The sequence below is a fragment of the Roseicyclus sp. genome, from assembly GCF_965662675.1.
Lineage (GTDB): Bacteria > Pseudomonadota > Alphaproteobacteria > Rhodobacterales > Rhodobacteraceae > Roseicyclus.
This window is the reverse complement of the sequence record NZ_CBFIIK010000054.1, coordinates 1-16,581: the sequence shown is the minus strand read 5'-3', so window position 1 is coordinate 16,581 and position 16,581 is coordinate 1. Positions and strand designations below refer to the sequence as shown.

Genomic DNA, 16,581 nt, shown 5'->3' with positions numbered 1-16,581 from the left:
AAGGCGATCCCGGGGTCGGGCTGGGCGATGGCGGAGTTGATGGCCAAGGGGCATTCGCCGCTGGCCGAGGCCTTTTCGCTGGATCGTTTCCGCGAGGGGCGGTTTATCGACGAGAGCGTGGCCGCCGGGGTGGCGCATTGATGGGCCGGGCGCGGATGGCGGTGGTTACTGGGGGGCTGTCTGCCCCCCTCCTGGCCTATGGCCAGTTCACCCCCCGAGAGTATTTGAAAAGCAAAGATGAGGCGCGCGCATGCTGACGTTCCAATGCCCCTATTGCGGTGTGCAGGCCTGCGAGACCGAATTGGCCGCAGGCGGCGAGGCGCATCTCAAGCGCTTTGGGCCGGGATCGTCGGATGATGATTTCGAGGGCTATCTGTTCCTGCGTCCCAATGTGAAGGGCGTGCATTTCGAACGCTGGCGCCATGCGATGGGCTGCGGGAAGTGGTTTTTGGCCGCGCGGTGTACCGCGACGCTGGAGGTCTTCGGCACTTACCCCGCGCAAACGACCGAGCCGCCCGCCGATATCATCGCGGCCATCCAGGCCCGCCGCCCCGATTGGAGCCTGACATGAGCATCCGCCTTGCCACCGGCGGCCGGTTGATCGACCGCAGCCGCGAAATCGGCTTTTCCTTCAACGGCAAAGGGATGGTGGGCCATCCGGGCGACACGCTGGCGGCAGCCCTGATGGCCAATGGGCAGATGATCATGGGCCGGTCCTTCAAATATCACCGCCCGCGTGGTGTGGTCGCCAGCGGCGCGGAGGAGCCCAATGCGCTGGTCAACCTGGGCACGGGCGCGCGCCATGAGCCCAACCAGCGCGCAACGCTGACAGAAGTCTTCGATGGGTTGCAGGCCACCAGCCAGAACCATTGGCCAAGCCTGAATTGGGATATCGGCGAGGTGAATGCGCTGATCCCGCGGTTGTTGCCGGCGGGGTTCTATTACAAGACCTTCATCCATCCGCGCCCATTGTGGAAACATGTGTTCGAGCCCTTCATCCGTCAATCGGCGGGTCTGGGTCGCGCGCCCGATCCCAAACATGCCGATCCCGACCGCTATGAGCAATTCTATGCCCATGTCGATCTGGTCGTTGCGGGCGGCGGGATCGCGGGGTTGCAGGCGGCGTTGGAAGCGGGGCGTGCGGGTCTGCGGGTCATCTTGTGCGAACAAAGCGCCCATTGGGGTGGCCGCGCGCCTGTCGATGGGGTGGAGGTCGATGGCCGCACGGCGGGTGATTGGGTCAACGACGCCGTGCAAGAACTTGAGAAGATGCCAAATGTTACGCTACGCCCGCGGACCATGGTGGCGGGTGTCTATGACCACGGCTATGTCATCGGCTATGAGCGGCTGACCGATCATGCCCCGCAAAGCGATGCGCCGCGCCATCGGCTGTGGCGCATCCGGACAGGTCGGATCATTTCGGCCACCGGCGCGCTGGAGCGGCCTTTGAGTTTCGCGGGCAATGACAAGCCGGGCGTGATGCTGGCCTCAGCCATGCGGGATTATGTGGTCAACTGGGCCGTCGCCCCGGGCCAGCGCACGGTCGTGGTGACGAATAATGACGATGCCTATCGCACGGCGCTGGCGCTGCATGATGCGGGGCTGTCGGTGCCATGCATCGTCGATGCCCGGGCTGAGGCCGATGGCCCCTTGGTGCAAGAGGCGCGCGCGCGCGGCCTGCGTGTGCTGACCGGCATGGGGATCGCGCAGGTCAAGGGCTTGCGCGGGGTCGTGGCGGTGCAGCTGTGCGCGCAGGATGGCACGGGCGAGGTTCTGGAAGATGTGGTCTGCGACGCGGTCGCCATGTCGGGAGGTTGGTCGCCTGTCGTGCATCTGTGGTCGCATTGCGGCGGCAAGCTGATCTGGGAGCGGGCGGGTGCTTTTTTCCGCCCAGATCATGATCGCCCGCCGACCGATCAAAACGGTCAGGGCTTCGTGCTTTGCGCCGGTGCGGCCGATGGTGCGCTTTTGGCGGCTGAGACCATGGCGAATGCGATGACATCGGTTGGCAAGGTCTTGTCCGAGCATGGAAAAGTCGCGGGCAACCCGCCCATGGCAATGTCTGCCGCTGAGGCGCCAATGCAGCCAGTTTGGGTCATGCCTGAGGGGGCTGGGGTCAAGAAACGGGCCAAGATGTGGCTGGATTTCCAAAACGACGTCAAGGTCTCGGATGTGCAGCTGGCCGCACGCGAGGGGTATGAAAGCGTCGAACACACCAAGCGCTACACGACGCTCGGCATGGCAACAGATCAAGGTAAACTAAGCAATATAAATGGCTTAGCGATCCTTGCTAAAGCTTTGGATGAAGATATCCCGCGCGTCGGCACGACCACCTTCCGTCCGCCCTATACCCCGATATCGATGGGGGCGATCGGCGGTGAGGCGCGCGGCGCGATTTTTCAGCCGCTGCGGCGCACGCCTCTTCAAGATTGGCATGAAGAGAATGGCGCGTATTTCGAACCGGTGGGCTATTGGCGCCGCCCTTATTGCTTCCCGAGGCAGGGCGAAAGCCACCGCGATGCGGTCAATCGCGAGATCCTCTCCACGCGGAATGGTGTTGGGCTGCTCGATGCCTCGACTTTGGGCAAGATCATCGTCAAGGGCCCTGATGCGGGGCGGTTCCTCGACATGCTTTACACCAACATGATGAGTAGCCTTGCGCCGGGCAAATGCCGCTACGGTCTGATGTGCAGCGAGAACGGTTTCTTGATGGATGACGGGGTGGTCGCGCGGCTAGATGCCGAGACCTTCCTTGTGCATACGACCACGGGCGGGGCCGATCGCATCCATGCGCACATGGAGGATTGGCTTCAATGCGAATGGTGGGATTGGCAGGTTTATACTGCCAATGTCACCGAGCAATGGGCGCAAATCGCGGTTGTCGGCCCGAAAGCGCGGGCGGTTTTGGAAAAGCTTGGGGCGGATTTCGATCTGTCCAATGCAGCACTTCCCTTCATGGGCTGGGCCGAGGGGCGGATCGGCGGCTTTGACGCGCGCGCCTTCCGTATTTCTTTCTCGGGCGAGTTATCGTTCGAGATTGCCGTGCCTGCCTCGCAAGGGCGCGCCTTTTGGGATGCGCTGTTGGCCGCCGGTGCCGAATTTGCGATCACTCCCTATGGCACCGAGGCGCTGCATGTGATGCGCGCCGAGAAGGGCTTCATCATGATCGGGGATGAAACCGACGGCACCGTGATCCCGCAGGATTTGGGCCTCGATTGGGCGATTTCCAAAAAGAAAACGGATTATCTGGGCAAGCGCGCGCAGGAACGCAGCCATATGACCGACCCCAGCCGGTGGAAGCTGGTGGGGCTGGAAACGCTCGATGGCTCCGTCCTGCCTGATGGGTCTTATGCGCTGGCCGATGGGACGAACGCAAATGGCCAGCGCAACACCCAAGGGCGCGTGACCTCGACCTATTTTTCGCCGACGCTGGGGCGCGGGATCGCGATGGGGCTTGTGCTGCACGGGCCTGATCGGATGGGCGAGGTGATCACCTTCAACACCACCAAAAAGACCGCCAAGGGCGAGATGCAGACCATCAAGGCACGCATCGTCAGCCCGGTGTTCTTTGATCCGGCGGGGGAAAAGCAGAATGTCTGACGCGATGCAGAGCGCGCTGATGGGCGCGCAGTTCGACGGCGCGATCACGATCCGCGAGATGGGGTTGCAGGGCATGATCACCCTGCGCACCGATCTCGTGGCCGCATCTAAGGCCGTCAAAAAGATCACGGGTGTCGCAATGCCCGCGGCCCGCATGATCAGCGCGGGGCAGGGTATGCAACTGGCGTGGATGTCGCCCGACGAGGTGATGATCTTATGCGACCATGCCAAGGCCGACGCGCTGGTGGCTGATCTTGGCATGGCTTTGGGCAGCCAGCATCATCTGGTGGTCAATGTTTCCGATGCGCGCGCCATGTTTGCGTTAAGCGGTCGATCCGGGCCGCTGCGCGATGTGATCGCCAAGATCACCCCCGCGGATATCGCGGGGTTGCCTTTGGGCGAGATGCGGCGCACGCGGATGCAGCAGGTTGCAGGCGCGATCTGGTTTGAGGCCGAGACCGAGGCGCGGATGATCTGTTTCCGCTCGGTCGCGCGCTATGTCTTTGGTTTGCTTTCTGTTTCTGCCCAGCCGGGTGGCGCTGTGGGCTATCATTAAGGGGCAGGGCGGTTGGGTTTTTCGGCCCGCGGCAAAGCGGTCGGGGTTGACGCGCCCCTACGCCGCGCTCCATCTGTGCCTTGACTTGCAACCATGAACGAGGGGGCCCATCACATGGCTTTCACACTTCCCGATCTTCCCTATGCCCATGATGCGCTGGCCGGCCTCGGCATGAGCCGCGAGACGCTGGAGTATCACCACGACCTGCATCACAAGGCCTATGTCGACAACGGCAACAAGTTGATCGCGGGCACGGAGTGGGAAAACAAGAGCCTCGAAGAGATCATCACCGGCACGTATCAGGCCGGGGCCGTCGCTCAGAACGGGATCTTCAACAACGCCTCGCAGCATTGGAACCACAACCAGTTTTGGGAAATGATGGGCCCCGGCGAGGGCGGCATGCCCGGCGAGTTGGAAAAAGCCATCGTGGAAAGCTTCGGCTCGGTCGACCAGTTTCAAGCCGATTTCGCGGCCGCAGGCGCGGGTCAGTTCGGGTCCGGCTGGTGCTGGTTGGTCAAGGACAAGGATGGGGCGCTCAAGGTCACGAAGACCGAGAATGGCGTGAACCCGCTGTGCTTCGGGCAGACAGCATTGTTGGGCTGCGATGTGTGGGAACACTCCTACTACATCGATTTCCGCAACAAGCGTCCCGCCTATCTGGAGAACTTCCTGACCAAGTTGGTCAATTGGGAAAACGTGGCCGCCCGTCTGGTCGGCTGAGCCTCGCCATTGCATCGAACGCGGCCCGCCATGTGCGGGCCGTTTTCGTTTCAGGACGCGGGGGGCGACATCGCGGCCAGCTGGCCCATCAAGTCATCCACATCCGCCACGATGTTGATGAAACCCTTGATGTTATCCTCGGCAAAGCCTTGCGCGATCACATGGTCGATGAGCGCGATGAGCGGCTGCCAATACCCGGCGATATCAAGCAGATAGATTGGCTTTTGGTGCAGGCCAAGCTGACGCCATGTCAGCACTTCGAAAAATTCATCCAGCGATCCCGCGCCGCCGGGCAGCACGACCACCGCGTCGGCATTCATGAACATCACCTTTTTGCGTTCATGCATGGTTTCGGTCACGATGAAGGTGGTCAGGTCGCGCTTGCCCACCTCCCACGCCATCAGATGGGCGGGGATCACGCCGAAGGTCTCTCCACGCGCTGATTGCGCGGCGCGTGCCACCGCGCCCATGATGCCCACATCGCCTGCGCCATAGACCAGCCGCATGTCGGCCTCGGCCAAGGCGCGGCCAAGGTCCGTCGCGGCCGCCATATAGGCAGGATCGACACCGGGACGCGCGCCACAATAGACACAAACAGAGAGCGTTTTCATCGTGATCCCTTGCACTTGCCCGAGGTTTCCCCCCTGATAGGCTGAACTGGTGGGGGTCTCAAGCGGCATGGGGGCCGTGATCTTCACGATGGCATTGGGATGCCGAGGGCTTTGGCCTTTGCGGCGGGGAGACAAAGAAGCGATGGCGACACCTACGTCGGGCGCATCGGGGGCAAGCAATCAAGCGATCCTCTGGGCTGGAATTATCGGGTCAGTGGTGTTTGCGGGTGCAGTTGCTTTCGTCACGTTGCGCGATGCGCCAGAGGATGTGCCGCCAGCCGAGGCCGTCGCCGCGCCGCAGCCTGCCGCGCCTGTTGTGGCCATGGAAACGCCGCCCGCGGCTGAACAAGCGGCTGAACCCGTCACAGCGGTCGATGATGCGGTTGCGCAAGCCGCAGCGCCGGAAACCCCGACCGAAAGCGCCGCCGTCGCAGCAGCACCTGCGCCGATCCCACCCAAGCTCGATGTCGTGCGTGTCGATGCCGAGGGCAACGCCGTCATCGCAGGGCAGGCCGCGCCGGGCGATAGCGTCGTGCTACGCCTCGATGGCGAAATCCTCGACACCGTCACGGCGGATAATGCGGGGAATTTCGTGGCGATGCTGGCGATCGACCCCTCTGATCTGGCGCGGGTTCTGAGCCTTGAAGCGGTTGGGGCCGATGGCACGGTCACCGCTGGTGGTGAGAGCGTGCTGATCGCTCCTTTCGCCGCGCCGATAGCGCAAGTCGCAGCCGATACCGGAGCCGCGCCGTCAGGGGCGGATGCGGGATCACAACTGGCCGCAGGCGTGAGCACCGTCGATCCAGCCGCAACCGCAGTCGCCCCGCAGGCGGCCGAAGCGGCACCGGCTGAAATCACCGCGGCTGCGCAAGAGACAAGCGCCACGGCAACGGCTGATGTCGCCGCAACCACGGTTACACCGGCCGAGCCTTCAACACAGCAAACGGAACAAGTCGCAAGCGCGACAGCGCAAGCCGCCGCGCCAGCCGAAATGGCCAGCGCCGAAGCAGCTGCGGCTGCGCCGCAAGCCCCCGCTGTCTTGATCGCCGGACAAGACGGCATCCGCGTGGCCCAAGGGGCCGAGGATCAGGGCGGCACGACTGTCCAACTCGACGCCATCACCTATGATGATGAGGGTGGCGTGACGCTGGCAGGGCGTGGCCTTGCCGATGCAGAGCTGCGCTTGATGCTTGATGATCGGGAGGTCAGTACGGCGACGGTCGATGCGGGCGGCCAGTGGAGCGTGCCGCTGTCCGATGTCGCGGCAGGCACCTATACGCTGCGCATCGAACAGCTTGATGCGAATGGTGGCGTGGCCGCGACGGTGCAGACGCCCTTCTTGCGCGAAGATCCCGCCCGTATCCGCGAGAACCCGATGCTGGCCGCGCCGGGCAGCTCGGTCATCACCGTGCAGCGCGGGTTCACCTTGTGGGGGATCGCCGAGGCGAATTTTGGAAACGGCATCTTGTATGTGCAGATTTTCCAAGAAAACCGGGGTGATATCCGCGATCCTGACCTGATCTTTCCCGGCCAGATCTTCGCCCTGCCTGATCTTCCACGCACAGGCACTGCGCCCTGATCGCTCTGGCCATTTCCGGGATCGCGACTTAGGTAGTGGGCCAGACCGCCCGCTAGGATCATTCCATGCAAGCCAAGACCAGCGCCGCAGGCCCAAGGCCCGCGGTCCATCAACCAAGCCCCGCTCCCGAGACCGAAGGCGCGCGTGAACGGCGCTCAAGCTGGCGCACCTTGCGCAAGGTGGCGCCCTATCTATGGCCCGAGGATAAAACTTGGGTGAAAAACCGCGTCATCGCGGCGCTGGCCTTTTTGTTTTTGGCCAAGCTGGTGGGCGTGGGCACGCCCTTCGTCTACAAGGCCGCCGTGGATGTGCTGACCGGCGAGGGGGCAAGCCCGGCTTGGCTGTTGGGGATGGGGGCCGTGGGCATCACGGTCGCCTACGGCGTTGCACGCGCGGCCAATGTCGGCTTTCAGCAATTGCGCGATGCGGTTTTCGCCCGTGTGGCGCAGGCCGCCCTTCGGCAATTGGCGCTCGAGACGTTCCAGCACATCCATGCACTGTCGCTGCGCTATCACATCACGCGCAAGACGGGCGGGCTTAGCCGGATCATCGAGCGCGGCGTGAAGGGCGTGGATTTCCTGTTGCGCTTCATGCTCTTCTCGGTCGGCCCTCTGGTGTTGGAGCTTTTGCTGACCGGCATCATCTTGGCGCTGGTTTTCGATATCAGCTACCTGATCGTGCTGGTGGTCACCATCGGGCTTTATGTCTGGTTCACCTTTGCGGTGACCGAATGGCGCGTGAAGATCCGCAAGGAGATGAACGAGCAAGATACCGACGCCAACCAAAAGGCGATCGATAGTTTGCTCAATTACGAGACGGTGAAATATTTCGGTGCCGAAAAGCGCGAAGCGGCGCGCTATGATGGCGCGATGGAGGGCTATGAGCGCGCGGCGATCAAGACATCTCTATCCTTGGCCTTTCTCAATTTCGGACAGGCGCTGATCATCACCGCGGGGCTGGTGATCGTCATGGTCATGGCCGCGATCGGGGTGCAGGCGGGCGAATTGACCACGGGCGATTTCGTGATGGTCAACGCCTTCATGATCCAGATCACCATTCCACTGAATTTTCTTGGCACGGTCTATCGCGAGATCCGTCAAAGTCTTGTCGATATGGGCGAGATGTTCGACCTTTTGGAGCAGCCGCAGGAGGTTTGCGACAAACAAGGCGCGCCCGCGCTGGCGGTCAAGGGCGGGGCGGTGGTGTTCGAGGATGTGCGCTTTGCCTATGATCCCTCACGCCCCATTCTCAAGGGGTTGAGCTTTACCCTCGAACCCGGCGGAACGGTGGCCTTGGTCGGCCCCTCTGGGTCGGGGAAATCGACCATCGGGCGGCTGTTGTTCCGATTCTACGATGTCACGGGCGGCGCGATCCGTATCGATGGGCAAGATCTGCGCGATGTGACGCAAGCCAGCGTGCATGACCAGATCGGCGTGGTGCCGCAAGACACGGTGCTGTTCAATGACACGATCCGCTACAATATCGGCTATGGCCGGGCCGGGGCGACGCAAGAAGAGATCGAGGGGGCCGCACGCGCTGCGCGCATCCATGACTTTATCGCGGCCTTGCCCGAAGGCTATGATACGCCCGTGGGCGAACGCGGGCTGAAGCTGTCGGGCGGCGAAAAACAACGGGTCGGTATTGCGCGCACGCTTTTGAAAGATCCGCCGATCTTGTTGCTCGACGAGGCGACAAGCGCTCTCGACAGCGAGACCGAGCGCGATATCCAGCACGAGTTGAAGATGATGGGCGAGGGGCGGTCTGTCATCACCATCGCGCATCGGCTTTCGACCGTGGTTGATGCCGATCAGATCATCGTGCTGGAGGCGGGCGAGATCGTCGAGCGCGGCACCCATGATCTGTTGATCGCGAAGGGCGGGCGCTATGCCAGCATGTGGGCGCGCCAGCAGGCAGAGGAAGAAGAGACGTCCTAAGGGCGGGGCTGCAATTATGCGTATGAATAATCGCTTGATCGTCTTGCCGCGGAGATGTGGCGCGGGCGGGGCGATGCGTATTTGGGAAAAGGTGAAGGGTGCAAGGCGGGGCAAGGTGGATTGACCTTTGCCGCCAATGCATGCCACTGAAGGGCTGAATGCGGCCGCAGGGACGGAAGTTTCATGAAGGTCATCATCTGTGGCGCGGGTCAGGTCGGCTGGCAGATCGCGCGCCATCTTTCCGGTGAAAAGAACGATGTGACGGTGGTCGATAGCAACCCCGATCTGGTGCGCCGGGCGACCGACACGCTGGATGTACAGGGGTTGACGGGCTTTGCCTCATATCCCGATGTGCTGGAGCGTGCAGGTGCGCGCGATGCCGACATGATCATCGCGGCGACCTTTTCGGACGAGGTGAACATGGTGACCTGTCAGGTCGCCCATTCCGTTTTCGCCGTGCCGCGCAAGATCGCCCGGCTGCGTGCGCGCAGCTACCTCGATGCCATTTATTCCGATCTTTACCGGCGCGATCATCTGCCCATCGATGTGGTGATCTCGCCCGAGGAAGAGGTGGCGCAAGCAGCACTTGCGCGCATCCGTTCGCCAGCCACCTTCGACACCGAGGATTTCCTGGCAGGTGATACCAAGCTCTTGGGTATTCAACTCGACGCCGATTGCCCGGTGCTGGAGACCCCGCTCAAGCAATTGTCCGAGCTGTTCTCGACCTTGCGCGCGATCGTCGTGGGTATTCGCCGGGCAGGCAGCCTATTTGTGCCGGAGCCGGGCGATCAGCTTTTCGCGGGTGATCAGATCTATGTCTTTAGCCATAGCGTCGATGCGGGTCGCGCGCTTGAGATCTTCGGCAAGACCGCGCGGCTGCCCGAACGCGTCTTGATCGTGGGCGGGGGCAATGTGGGGCTGACGGTGGCGCGCGCGCTGGAGGCGGGACCAGAGCGGATGCGGGTGCGCGTGATCGAGAAATCCCGCGCGCGCGCCGAGGTGGCGGCCGATGCGCTGGAGCGTACCATCGTGCTGCATGGCGACGGACTGGATGCCGAGATCCTGCGCGAGGCGGGCGTCGACCGCGTTGATGCGGTGCTGTGCGTGACCGATGACGACAAGACCAATCTTCTGGCCTCGGTCAGGGCCAAGACGGCGGGTGCGACGTTGTCGATTGCGCTGGTCAATGATCCGACCTTGGTGCCGCTGATGTCGCCCTTGGGGATCGATGCCTATATCAACCCGCGCGCCACCACGGTCAGTTCGATCTTGCGCCATATCCGGCATGGCCGTGTGCGCGGGGTGTATTCGGTCGGCGACAGCGAGGCGGAGGTGATCGAGGCGCAGGTCTTGTCGACCTCGGCCATCGCCGGGCGCCAGATCCGCGATATCGATTTTCCCGAAGGCGTGCTTGTGGGCGCGGTGCAAAAGGGTGGCAAGGTGGTGCGGGCTTCGGGCTCGACCCGGATCGACGAGGGCGATGTGATCGTTCTGTTCGTGCTTGCCGCAGATGTGCCCGCGGTCGAGACGCTCCTTCAGGTCTCGATCGACTTTTTCTGACGCCATGGTGCGCCCCGATCGCAGCCCGCCGATATTCGTGAGCCTGCTTGTCGCGGCTGCGCTGGCAAGTCTTGTGCCATCCTTCTATGGCGCGGCCATAGGTGATTTCGACAATTCGCGTGTATTTTTCTATTGTGGCCTGTTGTTCGCGATTGCGGCGGTGTTCATCGGCATCGCCGTGGCCACCACGCCGCGCAACCGGACCGAGCATCGCTATCTCTTGGGGCTGGTCTTGTCGTATTTCTGGCTGCCAGCGGTTCTGGCCCTGCCGATGGTGCAGGCCACCGATGATCTGCGTTTGATCGATATCTATTTCGACATGGCCTCGGCGCTGACAACGACGGGGGCGCCGATCTTCGCGCCCGGACAATTGGCCGATACCGTGCATCTGTGGCGCGCGACCGTGGGTTGGTTCGGCGGTTTGCTGATCTGGATCACCGCGCTGGCGGTGCTTGCGCCGCTCAATCTGGGCGGGTTCGAGGTCTCGTCGGATGCGCGTCCGGGCACGCAAGGTGCAAGTTTGCGCGGACAATTGGCGACGGTGACGGCGGCAGGGCGGCTGCGGCGCGCGGCGGCACTGCTGATCCCGATCTATGTCGGTTTGACCCTGATCCTCGCGCTTGCGCTCACCATCGCGGGTGAGCGGCCACTTCACGCGGTCATGCATGCCATGTCGACCTTGTCGACGTCGGGCATCAGCGCGGTCAGCGGTCCGCAGGGCGGCGATGCGGGGGTGATCGGCGAAGTCTTGATCGCGCTCTTTTTTGTCTTTGCGCTGACACGGCGCAGTTTTTCCAACGGGTTCAGCGTCGAATGGCCTGGCACGATCTTGCGCGACCGCGAGGTGCGGTTGGCGGTCTTCGTCGCGGTGGTGCTGCCGAGTTTCTTGTTCATGCGCCATTGGTTGGCCGCGTATGAGGGCGATGATCTGGATGATCTGCGCGGGGCCTTCGCTGCGTTATGGGGGGCGTTTTTCACCGTCTTGTCCTTTTTGACCACGACGGGCTTCGTCTCGGAAAGTTGGGCGCAGGCGCGTAGCTGGTCGGGATTGCCGACGCCGGGGCTGATTCTCGCGGGCTTGGTGATCATGGGGGGTGGGGTCGCCACGACGGCAGGTGGGCTAAAGCTGCTTCGGATCTATGCGCTGTATAAACACGGCGTGCGCGAGATCGACCGGTTGATCCATCCGCATTCTGTCGCGGGTGCGGGGCGTTTGGGGCGGCGCATCCGGCGCGAGGGCGCCTTCATCGCTTGGGTGTTTTTCATGTTGTTGCTGATCACCGTGGGGGCCGTGACCGCGGCCCTTGCGATGACGGGGTTGGCTTTCGAGGAGGCGTTGATCTTGGCGCTATCGGCCATCGCGACCGCTGGACCCTTGGCGAGCGTCGCGGGCGAGGCGCCGATTTCCTATATGGACCTTGGTGATCTGGCCAAATTCATCTTGGTCGCCGCCATGATCATCGGCCGGATGGAGACCTTGGTTTTCATCGCCGTTTTGAACCCGACCTTTTGGCGCACTTAGCGCGGTGACGCGACAAGATGCGGCACAGGGTTGATCTTTTAGGTGAATTACCTGCACACAAGAGTCGACATTCGGCATGGACGGTTGCTAACGTACTCGTGACACGCCAGCCCCACACAAGAAGGCACACATAAAGATGGCCGAGACGAAACAAAACCTTCAAGACGCGTTCCTCAACCATGTCCGCAAGACAAAGGTTCCCGTAACGATCTTTTTGATCAACGGGGTCAAGCTGCAGGGCGTGATCACCTGGTTCGACAATTTCTGCGTGCTGTTGCGCCGTGATGGCCAAAGCCAGCTTGTCTATAAGCATGCGATCTCGACCGTGATGCCGGCGCAACCCATCAGCCTTTATGATGGGGAAGAGTGACGCGTCAGCACGTGTCCGAGCATGGGGATGATGCGCAGGGCAAGGGGCCCATGCGCGCGCTTGTGCTTCATCCAGATCTGAAATCCGACCGGAACCGCCGCGATCCCGGACCCGCGCTGGAGGAGGCCGTGTCTTTGGCCGCGGCGCTGCCCGATCTTTTGGTGGTGGGGGCCGAGGTCGTGCGCTTGCCGCGCGCCCAGCCGGGGCTCTTGTTTGGTACGGGCAAGATCGCCGAGCTCAAGGAGCGGATTGCGGATCTTGAGGTTGGGCTGGTTTTGATCGACGGGCCGGTCACGCCGGTGCAGCAGCGCAATCTCGAAAAGGAATGGGGCGTCAAGCTGTTGGATCGCACCGGGCTGATCCTTGAAATCTTCGCCGATCGCGCCGCAACCCGCGAGGGGGTTTTGCAGGTCGAGCTTGCCGCTCTGAGCTATCAGCGCACAAGGTTGGTGCGGGCCTGGACCCATCTTGAACGTCAGCGCGGCGGGCTTGGCTTCGTGGGTGGCCCCGGCGAGACCCAGATCGAGGCCGACCGTCGCGCCATCGACGAGGCGGTGACGCGCATCCGCAGGCAATTGGCCAGCGTCGTCAAAACCCGCGAATTGCATCGCAAGGCCCGCAAGAAGGTGCCGTACCCGATCGTGGCGCTGGTGGGCTATACCAATGCGGGTAAATCGACGCTGTTCAACCGGCTGACCGGGGCCGAGGTCTTGGCCAAGGACATGCTCTTTGCCACGCTCGACCCGACGATGCGCGCCGTGCGCTTGCCCGATGGGACCGACATCATCTTGTCCGACACGGTGGGTTTCATTTCGGATTTGCCGACCCAGCTTGTCGCGGCCTTCCGCGCGACACTGGAAGAGGTGCTCGATGCCGATCTGATTTGTCATGTGCGCGATATCAGCCATGGCGAAACCGAAGAGCAGGCCGCCGATGTCGCCGCGATTCTGCGCAGCCTTGGCGTGGCCGAGACAGCACCCATGATAGAGGTCTGGAACAAGATCGACCGCCTACCCGCCGAGCAAGCCGATGCATTGACCGCGATGGCGGGGCGGCGCGAGGCGATTTTCGCGGTCTCTGCGCTGACGGGGGCGGGCCTGTCGCCCATGCTGGCCGCGATTGCCCAGACGCTTTCACCCCCGCGCGTCGCGGCGCAGGTCGCCCTGCGCCACGATGATGGAAAACGCCGGGCATGGCTTTATGACCAAGGCGTCGTCACCGGGGAGGTGGCGGGCGAGGACGATACCATGCTGAGCGTCTATTGGACCGCGCGTCAGGCGGCGGCGTTTTCGCGCCTTTGACCCCCCTTTCATCGGGGGCCAATTGCGGTATGACGGGGCGCTTGTCGACAGGGGGTGGGGCAGCCATGACCGCAAGGGTCACATTTCGGGTCAATGCGACATCGGGCAAAGCGCGCTTGGGCGTGATCGACACGCCGCGCGGGGCAATCCGCACACCTGCCTTCATGCCCGTGGGCACCGCTGCGACCGTCAAGGCGATGCTGCCTGAAAGCGTGGCCGCGACGGGTGCCGATATTCTGCTTGGCAACACCTATCACCTGATGCTGCGCCCTACGGCCGAGCGTATCGCGCGGCTGGGCGGGCTGCACCGCTTCATGAATTGGGACAAACCCATCCTGACCGACTCGGGCGGGTTTCAGGTGATGAGCCTGTCCGAGTTGCGCAAGCTGACCGAGGATGGCGTGGAGTTCCGCAGCCATATCGACGGCTCCAAACATATGCTCAGCCCCGAGCGGTCGATGGAAATTCAACGGCTTTTGGGCTCGGACATCGTGATGTGTTTCGACGAATGCCCGGCCTTGCCCGCAGATCGGGATCGGATCGCCGAGAGCATGCGGCTGTCGATGCGATGGGCCGCGCGGTCCAAGGATGCCTTCGGTGACCGCCCCGGTCATGCGCTTTTCGGCATCCAGCAAGGCGGGCTTGAGCGCGACTTTCGCGCGGAATCGGCCGAGGCGCTGAAGGCGATCGGCTTTGATGGCTATGCCGTCGGCGGTCTGGCCGTGGGGGAGGGGCAAGAGGCGATGTTCGGCGTGTTGGATTACGCCCCCGACATGCTGCCCGCCGACAAGCCGCGTTACCTGATGGGGGTGGGCAAGCCCGATGATATCGTCGGCGCGGTCGCGCGCGGCATCGACATGATGGATTGCGTGCTGCCCTCGCGCTCGGGGCGTACGGGGCAGGCGTGGACGCGGATGGGCCAGATCAACATCAAGAACGCTCGTCACGCCGACGACCCGCGCCCCTTGGACGAGGATTGCACATGCCCGGCCTGTCGCGGGTATAGCCGGGCCTATCTCCACCATGTCTTCCGCGCGGGCGAGATGATTTCGGGCATGCTGCTGACTTGGCACAACCTGCATTATTATCAGGGGTTGATGGCAGGCATGCGCGCGGCCATCGCCGAGGATCGCTTTGCCGCTTTCGAGGCCGATTTCCACGCCCGCCGCGCGCAAGGCGATATCGCGCCGATCTAAGGACGCGCCGCTGAGTCCTTGGTCAGCAAGATCGACAAGGCCGCCAAGGCGTTGTGTTCGCCCTCGCTCAGCGTTGCACCATCGGCCGTCATCTCATGCAAAAGCGCGACCTTGTCGGCGGCTGTCGCGATCTCTTGGGGGGTTGCGGGGCGGTCGTCTCGGGCGAAACTGGCGACGCTGCGCGAAGCCGGATCACCAACCGCCACGGTGAAGCCGTGGATCAACCCATGCGCGCGCGCGGCGGCAAGAACTTGCGCGCCAGCCGCATCGGTTTGCGCAAGATCGTCCCAGCGGATGGCGCCGAAATTCCGCAAGCCCCAGCTGACTGTGGGATCATGCATCACCATCCCCTCGCGGCTATAGGTTTCGATCCAGACCGGATCATAGGCCTGAAGCAGCAAGGCGGGCGAGGTAAAGCGGATGTGCAGCGCAATGGCGAACCCGATGGGATAAGCGCTCTTGAGTTCGGGAAGCAGACTGCCGAAATCCTTCGTCATGAACGTCACACTTACTCGTAAGCCCTGCCTCAATACGGCAGGAGCGTTTTGAATTGATCGCATCGTGCCATAGAATAAGGGCGGTTGGCAAAGCGTAAGCTTCCGGAAGGGCGGGAAGAGTTTTGGTTCAGGTATCGAATTGGCACGAAATCTTGTCCCTCGCGCCAGCTGGGTATTTCATGGCCATCCGCGTCGGCTTCGGTTTCCCACAGGCCGAATATAATCAATTTCCCGAGGCGTGGATCGCAGAATACACCCGCGACGGCCTGATGATCGAAGATCCTGTGATGCGTTGGGCCTATCGCAACCAAGGCGCCATTCGTTGGAGCGCGCTTTTCGAAACGGATCGTGCGGGTATCATGGGGCGGGCTGCTCGGCACGGTTTGCGCTATGGTCTGAGCGTGTCATGTCGCGACACTGACGGCGCTTATCGTAGCTTCGGCAGCTTTGCGCGCAAGGACCGCGAATTCCACGATGACGAGGCGGCGGCATTGGGCGAATTATTGGGGCGGTTACACGAATCCAGTCGTCCAACCGGGCGATTGACCATGGCCGAACGCGAGGCCCTTGGGCTGGTCCGAGATGGGCGCTTGCTCAAGGAGATCGCGGCCGAGCTTGGGATCTCGCAAAACGCCGTCAAGCAGCGGCTCAAGAACGCGCGACTCAAGCTCAATGCCCGCAACGGAAGTCATGCAGTTTCCATCGCGGTCAAGACGGGCCTGATCTGAACCACGGTGTTTTCGTAAACAAGTTATTAACGACATCGTCGGATGGTTGAACTCCGTTAACCTTATGGAGGCCATCTTATGTACAATGTGACTTTCGACTTTTCCGACCTCCACCGTCACGGTCGGGCCTTTTACGATTTCCTGGCGCTCCGGAAATCCTTCTTCGTGGATGAATTGGGCTGGGACATCCCGCATGACGATCATGTCGAGATGGATCAGTATGATACCCCTTTGGCGCGGTATTCTGTGGTGATGCGTGACGGCGTGGTCATCGGCGGTGCGCGGACCATGCCGACGAGCGCCAAATGGGGTAAATGTGGTTACATGCTTGGTGATGCGGTGGCGGGGCATTTGCCGGGAATCCCGCGCGGTATCCTGCGCGAGGCGCCTTGCAGTGCGCGAATCTG

15 protein-coding genes and 1 pseudogene are annotated in these 16,581 nt (G+C 62.5%); 14 read left to right on the top strand and 2 right to left on the bottom strand.

Annotated elements, in window-relative coordinates:
- The 5 genes and pseudogenes from ACTG4J_RS09475 to ACTG4J_RS09455 all read left to right on the top strand — a co-directional run.
- A pseudogene (locus ACTG4J_RS09475) lies at nucleotides 1–141 on the top strand (sarcosine oxidase subunit beta); the annotation flags it as partial.
- 109 nt (nucleotides 142–250) lie between these two features.
- Nucleotides 251–571, top strand: a complete 321-nt coding sequence (locus ACTG4J_RS09470) for a sarcosine oxidase subunit delta (RefSeq protein WP_439139000.1) — start codon at nucleotides 251–253, stop codon at nucleotides 569–571.
- Nucleotides 568–3,600: a sarcosine oxidase subunit alpha family protein gene (locus ACTG4J_RS09465; protein WP_439138998.1), complete on the top strand. Its 3,033-nt coding sequence runs from the start codon at nucleotides 568–570 to the stop codon at nucleotides 3,598–3,600. The genes ACTG4J_RS09470 and ACTG4J_RS09465 overlap by 4 nt, the downstream gene beginning before the upstream one ends.
- A complete protein-coding gene (locus tag ACTG4J_RS09460) occupies nucleotides 3,593–4,156 on the top strand; it encodes a sarcosine oxidase subunit gamma (protein WP_439138997.1) in 564 nt (187 codons plus the stop codon). Before ACTG4J_RS09465 ends, ACTG4J_RS09460 begins: the two co-directional genes overlap by 8 nt.
- 114 nt (nucleotides 4,157–4,270) lie before the next feature.
- A complete protein-coding gene (locus ACTG4J_RS09455) occupies nucleotides 4,271–4,876 on the top strand; it encodes a superoxide dismutase (protein ID WP_439138995.1) in 606 nt (201 codons plus the stop codon).
- Between the two features lie 50 nt (nucleotides 4,877–4,926).
- On the opposite strand, the gene ACTG4J_RS09450 is transcribed toward ACTG4J_RS09455, so the two are convergent.
- On the bottom strand, nucleotides 4,927–5,487 hold the full coding sequence (locus ACTG4J_RS09450; protein ID WP_439138993.1) for a TIGR00730 family Rossman fold protein: 561 nt from the start codon (nucleotides 5,485–5,487) through the stop codon (nucleotides 4,927–4,929).
- A gap of 142 nt (nucleotides 5,488–5,629) precedes the next feature.
- Between ACTG4J_RS09450 and ACTG4J_RS09445 the strand changes: the two genes are divergently transcribed.
- The 7 genes from ACTG4J_RS09445 to tgt all read left to right on the top strand — a co-directional run bounded on the left by ACTG4J_RS09445 (nucleotide 5,630) and on the right by tgt (nucleotide 14,949).
- Complete coding sequence (locus ACTG4J_RS09445; RefSeq protein ID WP_439138992.1) at nucleotides 5,630–7,066, top strand: LysM peptidoglycan-binding domain-containing protein; 1,437 nt, start codon at nucleotides 5,630–5,632, stop codon at nucleotides 7,064–7,066.
- A 65-nt stretch (nucleotides 7,067–7,131) separates the two neighbouring features.
- On the top strand, nucleotides 7,132–9,000 hold the full coding sequence (locus ACTG4J_RS09440; protein WP_439138990.1) for an ABCB family ABC transporter ATP-binding protein/permease: 1,869 nt from the start codon (nucleotides 7,132–7,134) through the stop codon (nucleotides 8,998–9,000).
- A 183-nt stretch (nucleotides 9,001–9,183) separates the two neighbouring features.
- Nucleotides 9,184–10,560: a Trk system potassium transporter TrkA gene (gene trkA, locus ACTG4J_RS09435; protein ID WP_439138988.1), complete on the top strand. Its 1,377-nt coding sequence runs from the start codon at nucleotides 9,184–9,186 to the stop codon at nucleotides 10,558–10,560.
- A gap of 4 nt (nucleotides 10,561–10,564) precedes the next feature.
- Entirely contained in the window at nucleotides 10,565–12,082 is a 1,518-nt protein-coding gene (locus tag ACTG4J_RS09430; RefSeq protein WP_439138986.1) for a TrkH family potassium uptake protein, read from the top strand.
- 136 nt (nucleotides 12,083–12,218) lie between these two features.
- Complete coding sequence (hfq, locus tag ACTG4J_RS09425; protein ID WP_213683682.1) at nucleotides 12,219–12,452, top strand: RNA chaperone Hfq; 234 nt, start codon at nucleotides 12,219–12,221, stop codon at nucleotides 12,450–12,452.
- A 50-nt stretch (nucleotides 12,453–12,502) separates the two neighbouring features.
- Nucleotides 12,503–13,753: a GTPase HflX gene (gene hflX / locus ACTG4J_RS09420; protein WP_439139001.1), complete on the top strand. Its 1,251-nt coding sequence runs from the start codon at nucleotides 12,503–12,505 to the stop codon at nucleotides 13,751–13,753.
- A gap of 65 nt (nucleotides 13,754–13,818) precedes the next feature.
- Nucleotides 13,819–14,949 (top strand): tRNA guanosine(34) transglycosylase Tgt, encoded by a 1,131-nt coding sequence (tgt, locus tag ACTG4J_RS09415; RefSeq protein ID WP_439138984.1) that lies wholly within the window; start codon nucleotides 13,819–13,821, stop codon nucleotides 14,947–14,949.
- On the opposite strand, the gene ACTG4J_RS09410 is transcribed toward tgt, so the two are convergent.
- The gene (locus ACTG4J_RS09410; RefSeq protein WP_439138983.1) at nucleotides 14,946–15,446 is read right to left on the bottom strand and encodes an autoinducer binding domain-containing protein; all 501 of its coding nucleotides are present in this window, start codon (nucleotides 15,444–15,446) and stop codon (nucleotides 14,946–14,948) included. The genes tgt and ACTG4J_RS09410 overlap by 4 nt on opposite strands.
- A gap of 179 nt (nucleotides 15,447–15,625) precedes the next feature.
- Between ACTG4J_RS09410 and ACTG4J_RS09405 the strand changes: the two genes are divergently transcribed.
- Together ACTG4J_RS09405 and ACTG4J_RS09400 are read left to right on the top strand one after the other, a co-directional pair.
- On the top strand, nucleotides 15,626–16,174 hold the full coding sequence (locus ACTG4J_RS09405; RefSeq protein WP_439138982.1) for a helix-turn-helix transcriptional regulator: 549 nt from the start codon (nucleotides 15,626–15,628) through the stop codon (nucleotides 16,172–16,174).
- Between the two features lie 78 nt (nucleotides 16,175–16,252).
- Nucleotides 16,253–16,581: acyl-homoserine-lactone synthase (locus ACTG4J_RS09400; protein ID WP_439138981.1), on the top strand; the 329-nt coding region annotated here is incomplete at its 3' end.

Coding starts and splice junctions, on each gene's coding strand:
- ACTG4J_RS09470 (WP_439139000.1), top strand. CDS start 251: ATGCTGACGTTCCAATGCCCCTATTGCGGTGTGCAGGCCTGCGAGACC.
- ACTG4J_RS09465 (WP_439138998.1), top strand. CDS start 568: ATGAGCATCCGCCTTGCCACCGGCGGCCGGTTGATCGACCGCAGCCGC.
- ACTG4J_RS09460 (WP_439138997.1), top strand. CDS start 3,593: ATGTCTGACGCGATGCAGAGCGCGCTGATGGGCGCGCAGTTCGACGGC.
- ACTG4J_RS09455 (WP_439138995.1), top strand. CDS start 4,271: ATGGCTTTCACACTTCCCGATCTTCCCTATGCCCATGATGCGCTGGCC.
- ACTG4J_RS09450 (WP_439138993.1), bottom strand. CDS start 5,487: ATGAAAACGCTCTCTGTTTGTGTCTATTGTGGCGCGCGTCCCGGTGTC.
- ACTG4J_RS09445 (WP_439138992.1), top strand. CDS start 5,630: ATGGCGACACCTACGTCGGGCGCATCGGGGGCAAGCAATCAAGCGATC.
- ACTG4J_RS09440 (WP_439138990.1), top strand. CDS start 7,132: ATGCAAGCCAAGACCAGCGCCGCAGGCCCAAGGCCCGCGGTCCATCAA.
- trkA (WP_439138988.1), top strand. CDS start 9,184: ATGAAGGTCATCATCTGTGGCGCGGGTCAGGTCGGCTGGCAGATCGCG.
- ACTG4J_RS09430 (WP_439138986.1), top strand. CDS start 10,565: ATGGTGCGCCCCGATCGCAGCCCGCCGATATTCGTGAGCCTGCTTGTC.
- hfq (WP_213683682.1), top strand. CDS start 12,219: ATGGCCGAGACGAAACAAAACCTTCAAGACGCGTTCCTCAACCATGTC.
- hflX (WP_439139001.1), top strand. CDS start 12,503: ATGCGCGCGCTTGTGCTTCATCCAGATCTGAAATCCGACCGGAACCGC.
- tgt (WP_439138984.1), top strand. CDS start 13,819: ATGACCGCAAGGGTCACATTTCGGGTCAATGCGACATCGGGCAAAGCG.
- ACTG4J_RS09410 (WP_439138983.1), bottom strand. CDS start 15,446: ATGACGAAGGATTTCGGCAGTCTGCTTCCCGAACTCAAGAGCGCTTAT.
- ACTG4J_RS09405 (WP_439138982.1), top strand. CDS start 15,626: ATGGCCATCCGCGTCGGCTTCGGTTTCCCACAGGCCGAATATAATCAA.